General features: G+C 58.5%; 14 protein-coding genes. 9 read left to right on the top strand and 5 right to left on the bottom strand.

The annotated features are described in order from the left end of the window. Window positions 1-51: 51 nt before the first annotated feature. The 3 genes from asmA to udk form a co-directional block, all read right to left on the bottom strand. Window positions 52-1,902 (bottom strand): outer membrane assembly protein AsmA, encoded by a 1,851-nt coding sequence (gene asmA, locus ACOTZB_RS13685; RefSeq protein WP_421627434.1) that lies wholly within the window; start codon window positions 1,900-1,902, stop codon window positions 52-54. Window positions 1,903-1,924: 22 nt separating this feature from the next. Further along, window positions 1,925-2,506 carry a dCTP deaminase gene (gene dcd / locus ACOTZB_RS13680; protein WP_023312408.1) on the bottom strand — a complete coding sequence of 194 codons (582 nt, stop codon included), beginning with the start codon at window positions 2,504-2,506 and terminating at the stop codon, window positions 1,925-1,927. Between the two features lie 91 nt (window positions 2,507-2,597). Then, window positions 2,598-3,239, bottom strand: a complete 642-nt coding sequence (udk, locus tag ACOTZB_RS13675; RefSeq protein ID WP_008500855.1) for a uridine kinase — start codon at window positions 3,237-3,239, stop codon at window positions 2,598-2,600. Between the two features lie 344 nt (window positions 3,240-3,583). On the opposite strand from udk, the gene ACOTZB_RS13670 reads away from it, so the two are divergent. Then, on the top strand, window positions 3,584-6,913 hold the full coding sequence (locus ACOTZB_RS13670; protein ID WP_047652475.1) for a diguanylate cyclase: 3,330 nt from the start codon (window positions 3,584-3,586) through the stop codon (window positions 6,911-6,913). On the opposite strand, the gene alkA is transcribed toward ACOTZB_RS13670, so the two are convergent. Next, window positions 6,872-7,750: a DNA-3-methyladenine glycosylase 2 gene (gene alkA, locus ACOTZB_RS13665; protein WP_421627432.1), complete on the bottom strand. Its 879-nt coding sequence runs from the start codon at window positions 7,748-7,750 to the stop codon at window positions 6,872-6,874. The two genes, ACOTZB_RS13670 and alkA, sit on opposite strands and share 42 nt — an antisense overlap. Window positions 7,751-7,880: 130 nt before the next feature. Here alkA and yegD point away from each other — a divergent pair, with 130 nt between their 5' ends. The 7 genes from yegD to baeR all read left to right on the top strand — a co-directional run bounded on the left by yegD (window position 7,881) and on the right by baeR (window position 20,340). Beyond that, a complete protein-coding gene (yegD, locus tag ACOTZB_RS13660; RefSeq protein WP_193806250.1) occupies window positions 7,881-9,233 on the top strand; it encodes a molecular chaperone in 1,353 nt (450 codons plus the stop codon). A 217-nt stretch (window positions 9,234-9,450) separates the two neighbouring features. Next, entirely contained in the window at window positions 9,451-10,605 is a 1,155-nt protein-coding gene (locus ACOTZB_RS13655) for an MdtA/MuxA family multidrug efflux RND transporter periplasmic adaptor subunit (protein ID WP_421627450.1), read from the top strand. Next, a complete protein-coding gene (locus tag ACOTZB_RS13650) occupies window positions 10,605-13,727 on the top strand; it encodes an MdtB/MuxB family multidrug efflux RND transporter permease subunit (protein ID WP_421627430.1) in 3,123 nt (1,040 codons plus the stop codon). The genes ACOTZB_RS13655 and ACOTZB_RS13650 overlap by 1 nt, the downstream gene beginning before the upstream one ends. Next, window positions 13,728-16,805 (top strand): multidrug efflux RND transporter permease subunit MdtC, encoded by a 3,078-nt coding sequence (mdtC, locus tag ACOTZB_RS13645; RefSeq protein WP_421627428.1) that lies wholly within the window; start codon window positions 13,728-13,730, stop codon window positions 16,803-16,805. It abuts the gene before it with no gap. Then, window positions 16,806-18,221, top strand: coding sequence for an MFS transporter (locus ACOTZB_RS13640; RefSeq protein WP_421627427.1), 1,416 nt, complete (start codon window positions 16,806-16,808; stop codon window positions 18,219-18,221). Further along, on the top strand, window positions 18,218-19,621 hold the full coding sequence (gene baeS, locus ACOTZB_RS13635) for a two-component system sensor histidine kinase BaeS (RefSeq protein ID WP_348941103.1): 1,404 nt from the start codon (window positions 18,218-18,220) through the stop codon (window positions 19,619-19,621). Before ACOTZB_RS13640 ends, baeS begins: the two co-directional genes overlap by 4 nt. Then, window positions 19,618-20,340 (top strand): two-component system response regulator BaeR, encoded by a 723-nt coding sequence (gene baeR / locus ACOTZB_RS13630; protein ID WP_023312418.1) that lies wholly within the window; start codon window positions 19,618-19,620, stop codon window positions 20,338-20,340. The genes baeS and baeR overlap by 4 nt, the downstream gene beginning before the upstream one ends. Window positions 20,341-20,395: 55 nt before the next feature. Here baeR and ACOTZB_RS13625 read toward each other — a convergent pair whose 3' ends face one another. Further along, window positions 20,396-21,397 carry a hypothetical protein gene (locus ACOTZB_RS13625; protein WP_421627424.1) on the bottom strand — a complete coding sequence of 334 codons (1,002 nt, stop codon included), beginning with the start codon at window positions 21,395-21,397 and terminating at the stop codon, window positions 20,396-20,398. A gap of 419 nt (window positions 21,398-21,816) precedes the next feature. Between ACOTZB_RS13625 and yegQ the strand changes: the two genes are divergently transcribed. After that, on the top strand, window positions 21,817-23,178 hold the full coding sequence (gene yegQ / locus ACOTZB_RS13620; RefSeq protein WP_023312421.1) for a tRNA 5-hydroxyuridine modification protein YegQ: 1,362 nt from the start codon (window positions 21,817-21,819) through the stop codon (window positions 23,176-23,178). Window positions 23,179-23,280: the final 102 nt, after the last annotated feature.

Genomic DNA, 23,280 nt, shown 5'->3' with positions numbered 1-23,280 from the left:
GAAGGCCGGGATGAGGGCATCAGGCCGCAACGCTCCCCGGCGCAACGGACATCAAAGCTTATCCAGAAGCTTCTTCACGTCCTTACCGTCCTGTGAATCTTTATTGCGATCCGCCCAGCCGCTAAGCCGACGTTTCGCTTCATCCTGCAGATGCTTGCGCAGGATCTGATCCACCTGCAGGCTGTAATTCAGGGCCTGCCATTTGCCGTATACGGTCAGCGGGACAGGCGTCTCTTTCAGGAAGTCGATGAGCTTGCTTTCACCCTGCCAGCCGGAAAGTACCCGCACGTTAAAGCGCGTGTCCGCGGTCTCTTTCACCAGATCCAGCTTACCTTCACCGGTCATTGATAACAGTGAAGAGGCACCCTGCATCCCGTCGAGTGTAAGTTGCCCGTTGTCCAGCGTCAGGTCCGTGGTGAAGCTGTCGAGGCGCGTGGCGCTGTCGTAGTTATCCTGGGCCTTCACATCGCTGCTGCGCTCAACCGCCTGCTGCACCAGCTGCTGGAAGTTAAGCCCTTCCATACGGGAATTTTTCAGATCAAGATGCGCCTGCCCCTGCCACTCGCGGCGGAAAGCATCTGCATCAATTTTCGTGCCTGAGAAGTCACCTGCGAGCGTCAACTGCCCCGTCAGGGATATCGGATAGTTAAACGCGTTCAGGATGGTGCCTATCTCAACGTTGTCGAGACGCGGTTGGAATTCGGCGCTGGCAACGTCTTTACGGACATCCAGCGTGCCGGGCAGCGAGAGGTTTCCTGCGCCCATCTTACCGCTCAATTCGGAGATCACCAGCAAACCGTTATGGTTAAACATCTGGCTGCTCACGTCGGTAAAATCAATGCCACGCCAGCGCAGGCTATTGGCTTTCAGCAGAATATCCGCCGTGAATCCGCGCAGGGCGTTATAGTCAGGCTGATCGAGATTAGACGAGATAACCGGACGTGATGCCGGTGCCTGGCTTTGCCCCGTCTGGGTGGCATCGCTATCCGTGGCGCTGGCCGGCAGAGGCGGCAGCAGGTTTTCCAGATTGAGCTTGTCAAACTGCAGATTCAGCACCCACTTCGGCTTCTCTTCGAGCGTGACGCTCGCCTGCCCCTTCAGGCTACTGTCATTTGCCTGCAGGTTGAGATTATCCAGCTCCAGCTGCTTTTGTTCTTCGCGCCACACGGCCTGCAGCGTTCCCTGCCCGGTTATCCCCTGGGTGGGGAGATCGGCACCCGTCAGCTGCCAGCTCAGCTGCTGAATGTCGGCCGTGAGCTGATGCGGGTAGTCCGAGGCGTTCACATTAGCATTCAGCGACAGGGTCAAATCACGCTGATCGCGGTTCACGCGCCCGCTAAATTCCAGCGACGCAAGATGGTGAGCATCCTGTTCCATCTGCAGGTTAATGTTGCGAATGGTCACCTGCTCCTGGTGCTCATGCTGGAAAACCAACACGCTGTCGGCAACTTTCAGCTTGCCGATATCAAAGGACCAGCCGGTATCAGACGGTTCATTAGGCAGAGTATTTTCGCGCGGCGCAACCGGCGCACTGGCATCACGCACGGCTTCGGTTTGCGGGGTGAGCTGAATCACCGCGCCTTTCAGCATCACCTGCTTAACCTGCAGCTGATGGGAAATGAGCGGGATCAGCGCCACATCAAGGCGCATGTTGTCTGCGGACACCAGCGGCTGGGCCGCCCCCGGCGCGGTGAGCGACATGCGGCCAGAGAGAATGCTGAGCTGCGGCCAGACGTGCCAGCGCAGCGGCCCGTCAAGCTTCAGTTGATAACCACTGCGCGCCTCGACCTGCCGCACCATATAAGCGCGGAAATCGTTGGGGTTAACCAGCAGAACCAACGCCGAAAGGCCAGCCACCAGCACCACCAGCAAAATCATCAGCGTCGTCAGAACTCTTCTCATGGCATCCTCAATGGACTAACGATCAGTCTTTATCAATACGGCTGGCAACCGCGCCCTGCTGGTCGCGATATTTTGCGTCCTGTCGACGGTTATAAGGACGATCTGCCGGGCCTGACAGCGGTTCAAAGCTCAACGCGCCGATCATCATGCCCGGGCGCAGCGCCAGCGGCAATTTACCGGCATTGAAGAATTCCAGCACGATACGCCCCGACCAGCCTGGATCGATACGGTGCGCGGTCACGTGAACCATCAGCCCCAGTCGCGCCAGCGAAGAACGGCCATCAAGCCAGCCGACCAGGTCCGGAGGCAGGGTGACGGATTCAAACGTCACCGCCAGGGCCAGTTCACCCGGATGCAGATAAAAAGCTTCGCCTTCATCGATAACGATTTCGTCACTCATCACGCGATCGAGCGCGGCGCTGACTTCGTCCTTCGGCCCGCTGAGGTCAATGAACGGTGCGGTATGGCCACTAAAGGTGCGGAATTTATTCCCCAAGCGGACATCAACGGTCACGCCATTGATACGCTCAACCGGTGGGCGTGGGGTAATAGATAAACGGCCTTCATCCAGCCAGGCTTCTATATCGCGATCACAAAGACGCATGCCTATTTCTCCTTTCATGCATCGTACCCTGAGGCGGTAAGCGCTCAGGGTAAAACCAGGTTATCTCTGAACGGTACACAATTCACGCGGCTTATTCAAAAAACTGGCTGATTTTCGCTTTTAAGATATCAATAGCAATGCGGTTTTTACCCCCGCGCGGCACGATGATATCGGCGTATTGTTTGGATGGCTCAATAAACTGCAGGAACATCGGGCGAACCGTTTTCTGATACTGCGCCATGACGGAGTCCATCGAACGGCCTCGTTCATTCACGTCACGCTTGATGCGGCGCATCAGGCAGATATCCAGCGGGGTATCAACGAAAATCGAGAAATTCATGGATTCACGCAGGCGGGCGTCGGTCAGGAGCAGGATGCCTTCAAGGATAATGACCTTTTTCGGCTCGATGCGGATGGTTTCCTGCGTGCGGGTGTGTTCTACATAACTGTAAACGGGCAGCTCAATCGCCTGGCCGCTCTTAAGCGCTTCTAAATGCTGGAACAGCAAGCTGTGATCCATTGCATTCGGGTGGTCATAGTTGGTTTTGACGCGCTCTTCCATCGACAGATGGGATTGATCTTTGTAATAGCTGTCTTCGGGAATGACGCCGATATGCTCATCACCTACTTGTTCACGCAGTTCGCGATAAAGCGTACTGGCAATTAGACTTTTACCTGAAGCCGATGCGCCGGCGATGCCTATAATGACGCACTGATGAGACTTATCAGTCATAAATTTAGCGACCTGATTAACCTGGATGTTAAGGAAGGACGACGCCGGAGCGTCAAACGCGGCAATTATAGGGATTTCGCGGGCGTGATACCAGTCGAATGCACAGGTTCTGCGAGACTGGCCGAAAAGTGACGTTTTATTCCCTGAGTGAAATTTAAATGAACGTTTTTTCAGCGTTTAACCGTTTTTTTCTCACGGAGCCTCTATTTAATAAGTCTGTGGTGTCAAATTCTGAGCGGTCACCATATGAATTGTAAATTGTTTGTACTAGCATAAACCAAATTATCAAATTCACGCGTTCGGACATCTTCCCTGACGGCATGGCGTCTCTGGATAAAGCGGTAATGAATAAACAATACCAGCGGGTTTTGGTTACCACCCCACATCCTTTAATACGACTTGTCTGTCTGGGCCTGGTCACCTTTATCTTTACCTTATTTTCCCTCGAGCTCACCCGGTTCGGCACCCTGCTGGCCCCGCTCTGGTTCCCCACCGCCATTATGATGGTGGCGTTTTACCGCCATGCAGGAAAAATGTGGCCGGGAATCGCCCTGGCCTGTTCGTTTGGCAATATTCTGGCCACCTGGATGCTCTTTTCGTGGGGATCGATAAACCTTACCTACACCTCAGTTAACGTGGTTGAAGCCTTTATCGGTGCGTTGTTGTTGCGCAAGTTGCTCCCATGGTACAACCCGCTGCAGAATCTGAATGACTGGATCCGCGTGGCCATCGGCAGCGCGGTGATACCGCCGCTGGTTGGCGGCTTGCTGGTTTCCCTGCTGGCGCCCGGCCCCGAACCCCTGCGTAATTTCTTCGTCTGGGTGTTATCCGAAGCCATCGGCGCGCTGGCGGTGGTTCCGCTGGGGCTGTTGTTTAAACCGCATTATCTGCTGCGCCACCGTGACCCGAGACTGCTGCTGGAAACCCTGACCACGCTGGCCGTAACGCTGGCCCTCAGTTGGGCAGCCATCACCTGGCTGCCGTGGCCTTTCACCTGCGTAATCGTTTTGCTTATGTGGAGCGCCGTGCGCTTGCCGCGAATGGAAGCGTTCCTGGTATTTCTGGTCACCGTGATGGTTGTGTCGCTGATGATTGCCCAAAATCCTGTGGCGCTGACAACCCAGCACGTCGGGGCGATGCTGAACGCTCCCTGGCTGCCGTTCCTGATGCTGCTCCTGCCTGCCAACGTGATGACCATGGTGATGTACGCCTTCCGCGCCGAGCGCAAACACATCACCGAAAGCGAGGAGCGTTTCCGCAATGCGATGGAGTATTCCGCGATTGGCATGGCGCTGGTCAGCATTGAGGGTAAATGGCTGCAGGCTAACAAGGCGCTGTGCAATTTCCTCGGCTACAGCCAGACGGAGCTCCAGTCGCTGACCTTCCAGCAACTCACCTGGCCGGAAGATCTGCACACCGACCTGGAACAGCTCGAACAGCTGGTCAACGGCGACATCAATACCTATACCCTCGAGAAGCGCTATTACACCCGCGACGGGGAAGTAGTCTGGGCGCTCCTTGCCGTCTCCGTCGTGCGCCATGCCGACGGTTCGCCGCTCTATTTTATTGCTCAGATTGAAGACATTAATGACCTGAAGCAGACCGAGTGGGTTAATAAACGCCTGATGGAGCGCATTACGCTCGCCAACGAAGCGGGCGGCATCGGCATCTGGGAGTGGGATCTGGAGCCAGACATTATCAGCTGGGACAAGCGGATGTTTGAGCTGTATGAAATCCCGCCGCACATCAAGCCTACCTGGCAGCTCTGGCACGACACGATGCTGCCGGAAGATCGTGCCCACGCCGAGCAGGTGCTGCGGGACTCGCTGATATCCCGCCTGCCGTTTAAGCTGGAATTTCGCATCCGCGTGAAGGAAGGCGTGCGCCATATTCGCTCCCTGGCGAACCGGGTGCTCAATAAGCAGGGTGAAGTCGAACGGCTGCTCGGTATCAACATGGACATGACCGAGGTTAAGCAGCTCAACGAGGCCCTCTTCCAGGAAAAAGAGCGTCTGCACATCACCCTCGACTCCATCGGTGAAGCGGTGCTGTGTACCGATATCAACATGAACGTCACCTTTATGAACCCGGTGGCCGAGAAAATGAGCGGCTGGCTGCAGACCGAGGCTATCGGCCAGCCGATCCTGAAGGTGTTGCACATCACCTTTGGTGAAAAAGGGCCGCTGATGGAGAATATTCACAGCGGCGATATGTCCCGTTCCGATATCGATCAGGACGTGGTGCTGAACTGCCGTACCGGCGGCAATTTTGATATTCACTACAGCATTACGCCGCTCAGCACGCTGGACGGGCAGAATATTGGCTCGGTTATCGTGATTCAGGACGTGACCGAGTCGCGCAAGATGCTGCGTCAGCTGAGCTATAGCGCCTCCCACGATGCCCTGACCCATCTGGCAAACCGGGTCAGCTTCGAAAATCATCTCAAACGACTTCTGCAGACCGTTCGCGAAACGCGCCAGCGCCATGCCCTGGTCTTTATCGATCTCGACCGCTTCAAAGCCGTCAACGATACGGCAGGCCATGCGGCGGGCGATGCCCTGCTGCGGGAGCTCTCTTCCCTGATGTTGACCATGCTCCGCTCCAGCGACGTGCTGGCGCGTCTGGGCGGAGATGAATTCGGGTTACTGCTGCCGGACTGCAATATTGAAAGCGCGCGCTATATTGCCGGGCGCCTGATCCACACGATCAATGACTATCACTTTATGTGGGAAGGCCGCCTGCACCGGATCGGCGCCAGCGCAGGTATCACGCTGATTGATGAAAATAACCATCAGGCGTCGGAAATCATGTCGCAGGCGGATATTGCCTGTTATGCCTCGAAAAACAGCGGGCGCGGCATGGTGACGGTTTACGAACCCCAGCAGGAGCGGGATCACAACACGCGCAGCATGATGTCGCTTGATGAACAGTGGCACATGATTAAAGACAATCACCTGATGATGATCGCCCGCAGCGTCGCCTCCCCGCGTATCCCGGAAAGCAGTAATTTCTGGCTGCTCTCGTTACGCCTGTGGACCAGCCAGGGCGAAGTCCAGGAAGAGCATGCCTTCCGCTCGGGCCTGGCGGAGCCTGAGCTTTTGCACGCCCTCGACAGGCGCATTTTTAATGAGTTTTTCCGCGCCTCTGCCGCCCAGATCGCCAGTAAAGGCATGGGAGTGGCGCTGCCGCTTTCTGAGGCCGGTTTAGCCAGCGTAACGCTGGTCGATGAGCTTCTCGACCTGCTGGATAAAAGCCCCATGCCGGGCCGTCTCCTGCATCTTGTTATCTCTGCCGACGTGGTGTGCAGCCCGGATAAAAACCTGCAGCGGAGTCTGCAAAAGCTTCGTCAGGCGGGCTGCCGCGTGATCTTCAGCCAGGTGGGCCGCGACATGAACGTCTTCACCCACCTGACCGCCAATATGGCCGACTATCTGATGCTGGACGCGGAGGTGGTAAGCAACGTGTATGGCAACCTGATGGATGAGATGATGGTGACCATTGTGCAGGGCCACGCCCAGCGTCTGGGAATGAAAACTATAGCAGGGCCGTGCAATCAGCCCATCATGATGGATACGCTCTCCGGCATCGGCATTGATTTCATCTATGGCGACACTATCGCCGAGCCGCAGCCATTAGATCTTCTGCTCAACACCAGCTATTTCGCTATCAACTGACGGCGTCCAGCCGTCGGTGTACCAGATGTGCAGCAGCGCGTAAGAGCGCCACGGCTGCCAGCGTTCGGCATAACGACGAATTTGCGCGGGCGTCATCCCGGCAAAGCGTTGCTTAATCAGATAATCATCCGGCAGAAAGACATCTTTCGCCTGCCAGCCGCGCAGGGCCAGGTAGTTTGCCGTCCAGCGCCCTATCCCCGGCCGCTGCTGTAGCGCCTTCATCCCGGCCTCAATATTCTCGGGCGGCAAAAGCGGAAACGTCCCGTCAATGACCGACTGCGCCAGGTGAATTAACGACTCCGCGCGCTTTACCGGCATGCCCAACGCTTTCAGCGCCAGCGGGTCCGCTGCCGCTAACGCGTCCGGCGTGGGGAAGCAGAGATACCCCGGAAAATCCGCCACCGGTTCGCCGCACAGCGCCACCACGCGCGACGTCAGTTTCGCCGCCATCGCCACGCTCACCAGTTGCCCGAGGATCGCCCGTACGCCCTGCTCGTACGCGTCCATCGCCCCCGGCAAACGCAAGCCTGGCCGGGCAGCGCCGAGATCGCCCAGCGTATCCGCGATGTGCTGCGGGTTGCAGGCGAGATCGAACAGGCGTTCGATGCGTTCAAGGCACGTCTGCGCAACCGGGATTAACCCCGGACTGAGCGTGACGGTCAGCGTATGGGTGGCGATATCCGGCGTGACGCGAAATATCCCCTGATGCCCTTCGCAGGCAAAACTGCGCTCGTAGTAGTCATGCGTGACGGTTTCAATGCCCGTCACCGCACGCGCGCCGAGAAAGCCAAACATCCACTGCCAGTCGTAAGGGGGTTGCCAGTTCAGGGTGTACATCGTTGCTCCTTTTTTGTTCTTATCAGCATAAACGGAAAGACCTTGTATTGCCTTGCTTTCATATTCCTGTTGTCGCCATGAAGACATTTCGTTAAAGTCTCGCCCCTTCTCACTGGCATGGGGATTTATCGTGTTTATTGGATTCGACTACGGTACGGCAAACTGCTCGGTTGCGATTATGCAAAACGGACAGCCACAGCTTCTGAAAATGGAAAAAGAGAGCACGCTGCTGCCCTCAATGCTCTGCGCGCCGACGCGCGAAGCGGTGAGCGAATGGCTGTTCCGCCACCATCAGGTTCCGGCCACGGCGGCGGAGACCCAGGCGCTGCTGCGCCGGGCGGTCAGCTTTAACCGCGAGGAAGACATCGACGTTACGCCGTCCAGCGTGCAGTTCGGCCTCTCTTCGCTCGGGCACTACATTGAAGACCCTGAAGAGGTCTACTTCGTTAAGTCGCCAAAATCCTTCCTCGGCGCCAGCGGGCTGAAGCCGCAGCAGGTGGCGATGTTCGAAGACCTGGTGTGCGCGATGATGCTACATATTCGCAATCAGGCGCAGACGCAGGTCTCCGATGCGATTACCCAGGCGGTGATTGGCCGCCCGATCAACTTTCAGGGGCTGGGCGGCGATGAGGCCAACCAGCAGGCGCAGGGGATCCTTGAACGCGCGGCGCACCGGGCAGGCTTCCGTGACGTGGTGTTCCAGTACGAGCCGGTTGCGGCGGGGCTGGACTTTGAAGCCACGCTGACGGAAGAGAAGCGCGTATTAGTCGTGGATATCGGCGGGGGCACAACGGACTGCTCGCTGCTGCTGATGGGGCCGCAGTGGCATAACCGTCGCGACCGTGAAAATAGCCTGTTGGGGCACAGCGGCTGCCGCGTTGGCGGTAACGATCTCGATATCGCGCTGGCATTCAAGAGCCTGATGCCGCTGCTCGGCATGGGCGGTCAGACGGAAAAAGGCATCGCCCTGCCGATCCTGCCGTGGTGGAACGCGATTGCCATTAATGACGTGCCTGCGCAGAGTGATTTTTACAGCACCGCGAACGGCCGCTTCCTTAACGATCTGGTGCGTGACGCGCAGGACGCCGAAAAAGTCGCGCTGCTGTATAAAGTGTGGCGTCAGCGCCTGAGCTACCGCGTGGTGCGAACTGCCGAAGAGAGCAAAATAGCCCTTTCCGACCGTACTGAGCATGCGGTCTCCTTGCCGTTTATCAGCGACGATCTGGCCACCGCGATTTCACAGGACGGGCTGGAGACGGCGCTCGCGCAGCCGCTGCAGCGTATTCTGGAACAGGTGCAGCTGGCGCTGGAGAACGGCAAAGAGAAGCCGGACGTGATTTACCTGACCGGGGGTAGCGCCCGTTCGCCGCTGATCAAGAAAGCGCTGGCGGAACAGCTGCCGGGCATTCCTATTGCCGGTGGCGATGACTTTGGCTCCGTTACCGCAGGGCTGGCGCGCTGGGCGCAGGTGATGTTTAGCTAATGTTGTTGCGGTGCAGTCTGATACCCTCTCCCACAGGGAGAGGGAGAAAACCGCGGCGCTACTCTCAGACCATTCCTGACAGTCTTCCATATTTCCTCCATTTTTCCGCTGTGTTAGCTGACTAAACTAGTATCATTCCCCGAAGTATTCAGGATGAGAACGTATAACGATGAAAGGCAGTAACAAATCCCGCTGGGCAATCGCCGCTGGCATCATTATGGTGGTCCTTGCCGCCGCATGGTACTGGCACAGTCAATCCGCGAACTCCGCCGCTCCCGCCGGTGCCACCGGTCAGGCGCAGCGCCCGGCAGGCGGAGGACGTCACGGCATGCGCGGCGGCGCGCTGGCGCCGGTTCAGGCGGCGACGGCGGTGAATAAAGCCGTTCCTCGCTATCTCACAGGTCTCGGGACCATTACCGCCGCCAATACCGCCACGGTGCGCAGCCGCGTCGACGGCCAGCTCATCGCGATCCACTTCCAGGAAGGTCAGCAGGTTAAGGCTGGTGACCTGTTGGCGGAAATCGACCCGAGCCAGTTTAAGGTCGCCCTCGCCCAGGCGCAGGGGCAGCTCGCGAAAGACAAAGCCACCCTCGCCAACGCCCGGCGCGATTTGGCCCGCTACCAGCAGCTGGTGAAAACCAACCTCGTGTCTCGTCAGGAGCTGGATACCCAGCAGTCGCTGGTCAGCGAAACGCAGGGCACCATCAAAGCCGACGAGGCCGCCGTCGCCAGCGCACAGCTGCAGCTGGACTGGAGCCGCATCACCGCGCCGATTGACGGGCGCGTGGGCCTGAAGCAGGTCGATATCGGCAACCAGATCTCCAGCGGCGACACCACGGGCATCGTGGTGATCACCCAGACCCACCCGATTGATTTAGTCTTTACCCTGCCGGAAAGCGACATTGCGACCGTGGTGCAGGCGCAAAAAGCCGGTAAAGGCCTGGTGGTGGAGGCCTGGGACCGCACCAACAAGCAGAAGCTGAGCGAAGGTTCCCTGCTCAGTCTGGATAATCAGATCGACACCACCACCGGCACCATCAAGCTCAAAGCGCGCTTTAACAATCAGGACGATGCCCTCTTCCCGAACCAGTTCGTCAATGCGCGCATGCTGGTCGCGACCGAAGAGAACGCGGTGGTGATCCCAACGGCTGCGCTGCAGATGGGTAACGAAGGTAACTTCGTCTGGGTACTTAACAGCGACAATAAGGTCAGCAAGCACCTGGTGAAAACCGGTATTCAGGACAGCCAGACGGTGGTCATCGCCGCCGGCCTTTCCGCAGGCGACCGCGTGGTTACCGATGGCATTGACCGTCTGACCGAAGGGGCCAAAGTGGAAGTGGTTGAACCTGCGAAACAGGGAGCGAAATCCTGATGCAGGTGATGCCCCCAGGCTCTACAGGCGGGCCGTCACGCCTGTTTATCCTTCGTCCTGTCGCCACCACGCTGCTGATGGTGGCGATCCTGCTCGCCGGGATTATCGGCTATCGCTTCCTGCCAGTGTCGGCGCTGCCGGAGGTGGATTATCCAACCATCCAGGTGGTGACGCTTTATCCTGGCGCCAGCCCGGATGTGGTGACGTCCGCCATTACCGCTCCGCTGGAGCGCCAGTTCGGCCAGATGTCGGGGCTAAAACAGATGTCCTCCCAGAGTTCCGGCGGGGCATCCGTCGTGACGCTGCAGTTCCAGCTGACGCTGTCGCTGGACGTCGCCGAGCAGGAGGTGCAGGCCGCCATCAACGCCGCCACCAACCTGCTGCCGTCGGATCTGCCTAACCCGCCGGTCTACAGCAAGGTCAACCCGGCGGATCCGCCGATCATGACGCTTGCCGTCACCTCCTCCGCCATGCCGATGACCCAGGTTGAAGACATGGTCGAAACGCGCGTGGCGCAGAAGATTTCTCAGGTTTCCGGCGTCGGCCTCGTCACCCTGGCGGGCGGCCAGCGTCCCGCCGTGCGCGTGAAGCTTAACGCGCAGGCGATTGCCGCTCTGGGTCTTACCAGCGAAACCATCCGTACCGCCATCAGCAGCGCCAACGTCAACTCGGCGAAGGGCTCGCTGGACGGCCCCACTCGCGCCGTGACGCTCTCTGCCAACGATCAAATGCAGTCCGCCGATGAGTACCGTCAGCTGATTATTGCCTACCAGAACGGCGCCCCGGTTCGCCTGGGCGACGTGGCGACCGTGGAGCAAGGCGCGGAAAACAGCTGGCTGGGGGCATGGGCCAACAAACAGCAGGCGATCGTGATGAACGTGCAGCGCCAGCCGGGTGCTAACATCATCGAAACCGCCGACAGCATCCGCGCCATGCTGCCGCAGCTGATCGAAAGCCTGCCGAAATCGGTCAGCGTGAAGGTGCTTTCCGACCGCACCACGAATATTCGCGCGTCGGTCACCGACACCCAGTTTGAGCTGATGCTGGCGATTGCGCTGGTCGTGATGATCATTTACCTGTTCCTGCGTAACGTCCCGGCGACCATTATTCCCGCCGTCGCCGTGCCGCTCTCGCTGGTCGGGACCTTTGCGGTGATGGTGTTCCTCGATTTTTCGATCAATAACCTGACGCTGATGGCGCTCACCATCGCCACCGGGTTCGTGGTGGACGATGCCATCGTCGTTATCGAGAACATCTCACGCTATATCGAGAAAGGCGAAAAACCGCTGGCCGCCGCGCTGAAAGGCGCAGGGGAAATCGGCTTTACCATTATCTCGCTGACCTTCTCGCTGATTGCGGTGCTGATCCCGCTGCTGTTTATGGGCGATATCGTCGGACGTCTGTTCCGCGAGTTTGCCGTGACGCTTGCGGTCGCCATTTTGATCTCCGCCGTGGTGTCGCTGACCCTGACGCCGATGATGTGCGCCCGCATGCTCAGCCACGAGTCCCTGCGCAAGCAAAACCGCTTCTCGCGCGCCTCCGAGCGCATGTTCGAGCGGATTATTGCCGCCTACGGCCGCGTGCTGGCGAAAGTTCTGAACCATCCGTGGGCCACGCTCGGCGTGGCGCTGGGAACCCTGGCGCTCAGCGTGATGCTGTGGATTTTCATTCCGAAAGGCTTCTTCCCGATTCAGGACAACGGCATTATTCAGGGAACGCTTCAGGCCCCGCAGTCGGTCTCCTTCGCCAGTATGGCCCAGCGCCAGCAGCAGGTGTCCGAAATCATCATGAAAGATCCGGCGGTCGAGAGCCTGACCTCCTACGTGGGCGTCGACGGCACCAACCCGTCTCTGAACAGCGCGCGTCTGCAGATCAACCTTAAGCCGCTGGATGAACGCGACGATCGCGTCAACGCCGTCATTGAGCGTCTGCAAAACGCCGTCGCGCGGGTGCCGGGCGTTGAGCTTTACCTGCAGCCGATTCAGGATTTGACCATTGATACCCAAGTCAGCCGCACGCAGTACCAGTTCACGCTGCAGGCCACCTCGCTGGACGCGCTCAGCACCTGGGTGCCGCAGCTGGTGAACAAGCTTAACACCCTGCCGCAGCTCGCCGACGTCAGCAGCGACTGGCAGGACAAAGGGCTGGCGGCGTACGTGAACGTCAACCGCGATACCGCCAGCCGTCTGGGCATTACCATGTCAGACGTGGACAACGCCCTGTACAACGCCTTCGGTCAGCGCCTGATCTCCACCATCTACACTCAGGCCAACCAGTATCGCGTGGTGCTGGAGCACAACACGGACAACACGCCTGGCCTGGCGGGGCTGGACTCGGTGCGCCTGACCAGCAAAGACGGCGGCATTGTGCCGCTGAGCGCTATCGCCACGGTGGAAGAACGCTATACCCCGCTGTCGATTAACCATCTGGATCAGTTCCCGTCCACCACCATCTCCTTCAACGTGCCGGACAATTATTCTCTCGGCGAAGCGGTGGAGGCGATTCAGGCGGCTGAAAAAGAACTCAGCTTCCCGTCCGATATTCAGACCCGGTTCCAGGGCAGCACGCTGGCGTTTCAGGCCGCGCTGGGTAACACCATCTGGCTGATCGTCGCGGCGGTCGTGGCGATGTACATCGTGCTCGGCGTGCTGTACGAAAGCTTTATCCACCCGATCACCATCCTCTCTACCCTGCCGACGGCGGGCGTGGGAGCGCTGCTGGCATTGATGCTGGCGGGCAGCGAGCTGGACGTTATTGCCATCATCGGCATTATCCTGCTTATCGGGATCGTGAAGAAAAACGCCATCATGATGATCGACTTCGCGCTGGCCGCCGAGCGCGAGCAGGGCATGTCGCCGCGCGACGCGATTTTCCAGGCCTGCCTGCTGCGTTTTCGTCCGATCCTGATGACCACGCTGGCCGCCCTGCTGGGCGCGCTGCCGCTGATGCTCAGCACGGGCGTCGGCGCGGAGCTGCGCCGTCCGCTGGGTATCGGCATGGTCGGCGGTTTGCTGGTGAGCCAGGTGCTAACGCTCTTCACCACGCCGGTGATCTACCTGCTGTTTGACCGCCTGGCGCTGTGGACCAAAAGCCGCTTCCCGAAACGTGAAGAGGAGGCATAAGTGAAGTTCTTCGCCCTCTTCATTTATCGCCCGGTGGCGACGATTCTAATCTCGCTCGCCATCACCCTCTGCGGCGTGCTGGGCTTCCGGCTGCTGCCGGTAGCCCCCCTGCCCCAGGTGGATTTCCCGGTGATCATGGTCAGCGCCTCGCTGCCGGGCGCCTCGCCGGAAACCATGGCCTCGTCCGTTGCCACGCCGCTGGAGCGCTCGCTCGGGCGGATTGCGGGGGTCAACGAGATGACTTCCAGCAGCTCGCTGGGCAGCACGCGCATCATTCTGGAGTTTAGCTTCGACCGGGACATTAACGGCGCGGCGCGCGACGTGCAGGCCGCCATCAACGCCGCGCAAAGCCTGCTGCCGAGCGGGATGCCGAGCCGACCAACCTACCGCAAGGCCAACCCGTCCGATGCGCCGATCATGATCCTGACGCTGACCTCGGATACGTATTCTCAGGGGCAGCTTTACGACTTTGCGTCTACCCAGCTGGCGCAGACAATCTCACAAATTAACGGCGTCGGTGACGTGAGCGTCGGCGGGAGCTCCCTGCCCGCCGTGCGCGTCGGCCTAAACCCGCAGGCGCTGTTCAACCAGGGCGTGTCGCTGGACGACGTGCGCTCCGCCATCAGCAACGCCAACGTGCGTAAACCGCAGGGGGCGATTGAGGACGGCAGCCACCGCTGGCAGATCCACACCAACGACGAGCTGAAAACCGCCGCGGAGTATCAGCCGCTCATTATTCACTACAACAACGGCGCGGCGGTGCGCTTAAGCGACGTTGCCAGCGTCACCGACTCGGTGCAGGACGTGCGTAACGCCGGGATGACCAACGCCAAACCGGCCATTCTGCTGATGATCCGCAAGCTGCCGGAAGCGAACATTATCGAGACGGTGAACAGCATTCGCGCCCGTCTTCCGGACCTGCAGGAGACCATCCCGGCAGCAATCGATCTGCAAATTGCCCAGGATCGCTCCCCGACCATTCGCGCCTCGCTGGAAGAGGTCGAGCAAACGCTGATTATCTCCGTCGCGCTGGTGATCCTGGTGGTCTTCCTGTTCCTGCGCTCCGGCCGCGCAACGCTTATCCCGGCAGTGGCCGTGCCGGTCTCGCTGATCGGTACCTTTGCCGCCATGTACCTGTGCGGGTTTAGCCTCAACAACCTGTCGCTGATGGCCCTGACGATAGCGACGGGCTTCGTGGTGGATGACGCCATCGTGGTGCTGGAAAACATTTCCCGCCACCTGGAAGCGGGCGTGAAGCCGCTGCAGGCTGCGCTGCAGGGCACGCGCGAGGTGGGCTTTACGGTGCTCTCCATGAGCCTGTCGCTGGTGGCGGTATTCCTGCCGCTGCTGCTGATGGGCGGGCTGCCGGGCAGGCTGCTGCGCGAGTTTGCCGTCACCCTCTCCGTCGCCATCGGGATTTCGCTGGCGATCTCCCTAACGCTGACGCCGATGATGTGCGGCTGGATGCTCAAGCGCAGCAAGCCCCATTCGCAGCCGCGCCGCAAAGGCTTTGGTCGCTTCCTGATGGCCATGCAGGAAGGCTACGGCAAATCGCTGAAGTGGGTGCTGAGCCATACCCGGCTGGTCGGCCTGGTGCTGATCGGTACCATCGTGCTCAACGTCTGGATGTACATCACCATCCCGAAAACTTTCTTCCCGGAGCAGGACACCGGCGTGCTGATGGGGGGGATTCAGGCGGACCAGAGCATTTCGTTCCAGGCGATGCGCGGCAAGCTGCAGGACTTCATGAAGATCATTCGTGAAGACAAAGCCGTGGATAACGTCACCGGCTTTACCGGCGGGTCACGCGTCAACAGCGGGATGATGTTTATTACCCTGAAACCGCGCGGCGAGCGCAACGAAACCGCCCAGCAGGTGATTGACCGCCTGCGGGTGAAGCTCGCCAAAGAGCCGGGGGCAAACCTGTTTTTGATGGCCGTTCAGGATATCCGCGTCGGCGGCCGTCAGGCGAACGCCAGCTATCAGTACACGTTGCTCTCGGACGATTTAGCCGCCCTGCGCGAGTGGGAGCCGAAGATCCGCAAGGCGCTGGCCGCCCTGCCGCAGCTGGCGGACGTCAACTCCGATCAGCAGGATAACGGCGCCGAGATGGCCCTGACCTACGACCGCGAAACCATGTCGCGGCTGGGCATTAACGTTGAAGCCGCCAACAGCCTGCTGAACAACGCCTTCGGCCAGCGCGAGATCTCCACCATCTACCAGCCGATGAACCAGTACAAGGTGGTGATGGAGGTCGATCCGCGCTACACCCAGGACATCAGCGCTCTGGACAAAATGTTTGTGATTAACAACGACGGCAAGGCGATTCCGCTCTCCTACTTTGCCAGCTGGCAGCCGGCCAACGCGCCGCTGTCGGTGAACCACCAGGGGCTATCGGCGGCGTCGACTATCTCCTTTAACCTGCCCGCCGGTTCGTCGCTTTCTGAAGCCAGCGACGCAATTAACCGCGCGATGACGCAGCTTGGCGTGCCGTCCACCGTGCGCGGTAGCTTTGCCGGCACCGCGCAGGTGTTCCAGGAGACGATGAATTCGCAGGTGATTTTGATTCTGGCCGCCATCGCCACGGTTTATATTGTGCTGGGCGTGCTGTACGAGAGCTACGTTCACCCGCTGACCATTCTCTCGACGCTGCCGTCGGCGGGCGTTGGGGCGCTGCTGGCGCTGGAGCTGTTCGGCGCGCCATTCAGCCTGATCGCGCTCATCGGAATCATGCTATTAATTGGTATTGTGAAGAAAAACGCGATCATGATGGTCGACTTCGCCCTGGACGCCCAGCGCAACGGCAATCTATCGCCGGAAGAGGCGATCTTCCAGGCCTGCCTGCTGCGTTTTCGTCCGATTATGATGACCACTCTGGCGGCGCTGTTTGGCGCGCTACCGCTGGTTATCTCGGGCGGCGACGGCTCAGAGCTGCGCCAGCCGCTGGGGATCACCATCGTCGGCGGCCTGGTGATGAGCCAACTGCTGACGCTGTACACCACGCCGGTGGTCTATCTGTTCTTCGACCGCCTGCGGCTGCGCTTTTCGCGTAAAAACAGAGAAACGGTAAACGGGTAAATGACCGAGCTTCCCAGCAACGTTCGCTGGCAATTATGGATAGTCGCCTTCGGCTTCTTTATGCAGTCGCTGGATACGACCATCGTCAACACCGCCCTCCCCTCCATGGCGAAAAGCCTGGGGGAGAGCCCGCTGCATATGCACATGGTGATTGTCTCCTACGTGCTGACGGTGGCCGTGATGCTGCCCGCCAGCGGCTGGCTGGCCGATAAAGTGGGCGTGCGGAATATCTTCTTTACCGCCATCGTGCTGTTTACCACCGGCTCGCTGTTTTGCGCCCAGGCCAATACCCTCGACCAGCTGGTGATGGCGCGGGTGCTGCAGGGCGTCGGCGGGGCGATGATGGTGCCCGTCGGGCGGCTAACGGTGATGAAGATCGTGCCGCGCGAGCAGTACATGGCGGCGATGACCTTTGTGACGTTACCCGGTCAGGTGGGGCCGCTGCTGGGCCCGGCGCTCGGCGGCATTCTGGTGGAGTACGCCTCCTGGCACTGGATCTTCTTAATCAACCTGCCAGTGGGCATCATCGGTGCCATCGCCACCCTGACGCTGATGCCGAACTACAAAATGCAGACGCGGCGCTTTGATTTCTTTGGCTTTATTCTGCTTGCGGCGGGCATGGCCACGCTGACCCTGGCGCTGGACGGACAAAAAGGGCTCGGGATTTCCACCCTGAAGCTGGGTATTCTGATCGCGCTCGGCGTTACCGCCATACTGTGGTATCTGCGGCATGCCAGAGGTAACGATAAGGCGCTGTTCAGCCTGAACTTGTTTAAAAACCCCACCTATCGCCTTGGCCTGTTCGGCAGCTTCGCCGGGCGCGTCGGCAGCGGCATGCTGCCGTTTATGACGCCCGTTTTCCTGCAAATCGGAATGGGATTTTCGCCGTTCCACGCGGGCCTGATGATGATCCCGATGGTGCTCGGCAGCATGGGAATGAAGCGCATTGTGGTGCAGGTGGTGAACCGCTTTGGCTATCGACACGTGCTGGTGGCCGCCACGCTGGGGCTGGCGCTGGTAAGCCTGCTGTTTATGGCCGTGGCGCTGATGGGCTGGTACTACGTCCTGCCGCTGGTGCTGTTCTGCCAGGGGATCGTCAACTCCATGCGCTTCTCGTCGATGAATACCCTCACGCTAAAAGACCTGCCGGACGATTTGGCGAGCAGCGGCAACAGCCTGCTGTCGATGATCATGCAGCTCTCAATGAGCGTGGGCGTCACCATTGCCGGCCTGCTGCTCGGCATGTACGGCCAGCACCATCTCAGCGTCGACACGCCGGTGGCGCATCAGGTCTTTTTGTATACCTATTTAAGCATGGCGGTCATCATCGCCCTGCCCGCTTTCATCTTCGCCAGAGTGCCGGATGATACCAGCAAGAACGTCGTGATCAGGCGCGGCAAAAGGAGTGGTTCATGAAATTCTGGCGTCCGGGCATTACCGGCAAGCTCTTCGTGGCGATATTTGCCACCTGTATCGTCCTGCTGGTCACCATGCACTGGGCAGTGCGGGTAAGCTTTGAGCGCGGTTTTATTGATTACATCAAGCATGGCAATGAACAGCGTTTACAGGGCTTAAGCGATGCGCTGAGTGAACAGTACGCCCAGCACGGCAACTGGCGTTTTCTGCGCAATAACGACCGCTTTATTTTCCAGATCCTGCGCTCGCTTGAGCACGATACCGGTGACGATCGCCCGGGGCCGGGCATGCCGCCGCACGGCTGGCGCACCCAGTTCTGGGTAATTGATCAGGACATGCGCACGCTGGTGGGTCCGCGCGCGCCGATACCGCCGGACGGCACACGTCGTGCAATCAAAGTCAATAACGCGACAGTCGGCTGGGTTATCGCCTCCCCGGTGGAGCGCCTGACGCGCAACACCGACATCAACTTTGACCGCCAGCAGCGCCGCACAAGCTGGCTGATTGTCGCCCTCTCCACCCTGCTCGCCGCGCTCGCCACCTTCCCGCTGGCGCGCGGTCTGCTCGCTCCGGTGAAACGGCTGGTGGAAGGGACGCACAAGCTCGCCGCCGGGGATTTCACCACCCGCGTCGATACCCGCAGCCAGGACGAACTGGGCAAGCTGGCGCAGGACTTTAACCAGCTCGCCAGCACGCTGGAGAAAAACCAGCAGATGCGCCGCGACTTTATGGCCGATATCTCCCACGAGCTGCGCACCCCGCTGGCGGTGCTGCGCGGCGAGCTGGAGGCCATTCAGGACGGCGTGCGCCAGTTTACGCCCGAATCGGTGGCCTCTCTGCAGGCGGAAGTGGGCACACTCACCAAGCTGGTGGACGATCTCCACCAGCTCTCCATGTCCGACGAAGGCGCGCTGGCCTACCAGAAGGCGCCGGTGGACGTAATTAACATTTTGGAAGTGATCAGCGGCGCGTTCCGCGAGCGGTTTGCCAGCCGCAACCTGAAAATCGACCTCTCCCTGCCGGACAGCGCGGTGGTGTTTGGCGACAAAGACCGGCTGATGCAGCTGTTCAATAACCTGCTGGAAAACAGCCTGCGCTACACCGACAGCGGCGGCGGCCTGCATATCTCCGGCAGGCAGGAAAACGGGCGCTTTGCCCTCACCTTCGCGGATTCCGCCCCCGGCGTGCAGGACGCGCAGCTGGAAAAGCTGTTTGAACGTTTCTACCGTACCGAAGGTTCCCGCAACCGCGCCAGCGGCGGCTCCGGCCTGGGGCTGGCGATTTGCGTTAACATCGTTGAGGCGCATAATGGCACGATCCGCGCCGCCCATTCGCCTTTTGGCGGGGTTAGCATTACAGTAGAGTTACCTCTGGAACGGGATTTATCGAGAGAAGTATGACCGAGTTACCGATTGACGAAAACACGCCGCGCATTTTGATTGTGGAAGACGAACCCAAGCTGGGACAGCTGCTGATCGACTATTTACGCGCGGCCAGCTATGCCCCGTCACTGATAAGCCACGGCGACCAGGTGCTGCCCTACGTGCGCCAGACCCCGCCGGACCTGATCCTGCTGGATTTAATGCTGCCGGGCGTTGACGGCTTGACCCTGTGCCGGGAAATTCGTCGCTTCTCCGACGTGCCGATCGTCATGGTCACCGCAAAAATTGAAGAGATTGACCGCCTGCTGGGGCTCGAAATTGGCGCGGACGATTACATCTGCAAGCCCTACAGCCCGCGTGAAGTGGTCGCCCGCGTGAAAACCATTCTGCGCCGCTGCAGGCCGCAGCGCGAGCTTCAGGTGCTCGACGCCGAAAGCCCGCTGATTGTCGACGAAAGCCGCTTCCAGGCTAGCTGGCGCAGCAAGCTGCTGGACCTGACGCCTGCGGAGTTCCGCCTGCTGAAAACCCTCTCCCACGAGCCGGGAAAAGTGTTCTCCCGCGAACAGCTGCTGAACCACCTGTATGACGATTACCGCGTCGTGACCGACCGCACCATCGACAGCCATATAAAAAACCTGCGCCGCAAGCTGGAAGCGCTGGACGCCGAGCAGTCGTTTATTCGTGCGGTGTACGGCGTGGGGTATCGCTGGGAAGCGGATGCGTGCAGGATAATGTGAGAATATTGCCCCGCAGCACTGCGGGGCAGAGACGCCAGACATTAAAACTGTGGCCTTACCAGGAACGAAAAGGTGTAGCATAGGCAAAAAGTCGCGCTAATACATCGCGACGCTCGGTGCCAGTTATCATCGCCAGGAAAGCGAAGCTAGTAACGTTCAAATCTTGCTGAGAAGGATGTTTATGCATTTTCTTCAAAATAGCATTAACCTTTTTATCATCAAAAAAACTCCAGATAGCCAAAAGTGCCCATCGTTTCCCGGCGGATAAATTTATTATATCGTCTGAAGTATCCCAGTCCGGTGGTAATTCATTAATATTGCTTACACTGTTAATACCGGCAGCAGGAATAATGAAATAATCTGAAAACATATGGACGGCATCTTTCCATGCCTGCAAGAACATAGGTTCATGGATATCATTCATCGCCTTCTCATTTGCATACTGTGCAGCTAAATTAGCATTACAGGCGTAGACCCGTGGCTCGTAGTCACTATAAACATCCGGGACTATCCAACCTGAAGAATGACGCACTGCATCACAGGATGTGTAGGTGGGCAGTAGGGCAATAAACTGTGGTAATATATTTTGTACTGAACGAGGAAAAAAACGCTTTGCTAACTGAAAGCCCGCGTGATTTTCCAGTAACAAGGTTTCAATATCCTCTGAATTATAAATCTGGTATAAAATCCCTTTTTTATCTTTCAGTTGCTCCAGTTTTTGCTCAAGTCCAGACGATGCAATGGTGGAATAAAATCCAACAAACTCATCACATTCAAATTCAGCAAGTCTGTCCTGAATGTCTTCTTCATCACTGCGACCAACGGACTTTTTAGACGGAGCGTAGTGTTTGCAGCTAACCAGTTTGGCAATGCGACGTCCGGCAATATCAAACTCAACCCGTATATCTATACCACCATCCGCCCCCCGGCTTGGGCCTTTAGTTACAATCCCTCCCAAAATTTTTTCCATGAATATTTTTGCGAACTTCTCAAATTGGTCGCTATCTGCAGTCTCTGCGTTTGCAGAAGCAAGTTCACAGAAATCCAGCCTCGCCATACTCTTCCCCTGACAAATGGTAACGGTTCATAAACAGATTCCGTCTTTTTCTCTTCATTAATCAAGCTACGTATTCAGATAGGTTCCTGAACAGACGACTTGATGACGTTCAAAAGTTATACACGATCTCAATATCAATTAGTTTTCCTGTATCTGGCTGATCCGAATTAAGCAAAAGCAATGACGTTCAGTCCACGCTTTTACTGAAAGCGGGAAACGGCATTGCCTCGGTCTTTCAAGCCAGATGGTAAAGACAATACCTAAAAATATGCGTACACGCCGGATGGGCGGTGATACGACTCGACGCTTTACCTCCCTGTCCCGCAGCGCTACAATGCCCGCCCTTAAAGTGGGGGATCTCCCCTTACCGCTGCACCTGGTGCACGCGGATCTGACCTGTCATCAGAACGAGAACAAACATGTTTAAACCGGAACTCCTTTCCCCGGCGGGAACGCTGCAAAATATGCGTTACGCTTTCGCCTATGGTGCCGACGCCGTTTATGCGGGCCAGCCGCGCTACTCGCTGCGCGTGCGCAACAACGAATTCAACCACGAGAACCTGCAGCTCGGCATCAACGAAGCGCATGCCCTGGGCAAAAAATTCTACGTGGTCGTGAACATCGCGCCGCACAACGCCAAGCTGAAAACGTTCATCCGTGACCTGAAGCCAGTGGTGGATATGGGGCCGGACGCGCTGATCATGTCGGACCCGGGTTTAATCATGCTGGTTCGGGAGAACTTCCCGGAGATGGATATTCACCTCTCCGTTCAGGCTAACGCCGTCAACTGGGCGACGGTGAAGTTCTGGAAGCAGATGGGGTTGACCCGCGTCATCCTGTCCCGCGAGCTTTCGCTGGAAGAGATCGAAGAGATCCGCACCCAGGTGCCGGATATGGAAATCGAAATCTTCGTTCACGGCGCGCTGTGCATGGCCTACTCCGGCCGCTGCCTGCTCTCCGGCTATATCAACAAGCGCGACCCGAACCAGGGCACCTGCACCAACGCCTGCCGCTGGGAATATAACGTCCAGGAAGGCAAAGAGGATGACGTCGGTAATATCGTGCACAAGCACGAGCCAATCCCGGTGACCAACGTTGAGCCTACGCTTGGCATCGGTGCGCCAACCGACAGCGTGTTTATGATTGAAGAAGCCAAACGTCCGGGCGAGTACATGACCGCCTTTGAAGACGAGCACGGCACCTACATCATGAACTCGAAAGATCTGCGCGCCATCGCCCACGTTGAGCGTCTGACCCAGATGGGCGTGCACTCCCTGAAGATCGAAGGCCGCACCAAATCCTATTACTACTGCGCGCGCACAGCGCAGGTGTACCGCAAAGCCATCGACGATGCGGCGGCCGGTAAACCGTTCGATACCAGCCTGCTGGAAACTCTGGAAGGCCTGGCGCACCGCGGCTATACCGAAGGATTCCTGCGCCGTCATACTCACGATGACTACCAGAACTACGAGCACGGCTACTCCGTTTCCGAGCGCCAGCAGTTTGTCGGCGACTTCACCGGCGAGCGCAAAGGCGCGCTGGCGGCCGTCGCGGTGAAAAACAAATTCACCAAAGGCGACAGCCTGGAGCTGATGACCCCGCAGGGCAACATGAACTTCACGCTGGAACATCTGGAAAACGGCAAAGGCGAGGCGATTGACGTGGCGCCGGGCGACGGGCATACCGTCTGGCTGCCGGTTCCGGAAGAGGTGGAGCTGAAGTTTGCGCTGCTGATGCGTAACTTCAACGGTGAAAGCACCCGAAACCCACACGGCAAATAGTTAATCAGGGAAATTTTTTCGCGCTGGGATAATTCTTAGAATCGGATCACATACCGCTTCGTTCAATACGGGTATTATCCCCCCGCTGAAAAACATAACCCA

Origin of the sequence: Enterobacter cloacae complex sp. SHL020 (assembly GCF_049236945.1) — a bacterium.
GTDB lineage: Bacteria > Pseudomonadota > Gammaproteobacteria > Enterobacterales > Enterobacteriaceae > Enterobacter > Enterobacter dykesii.
This window is presented reverse-complemented; position numbering and strand designations above follow the sequence as displayed.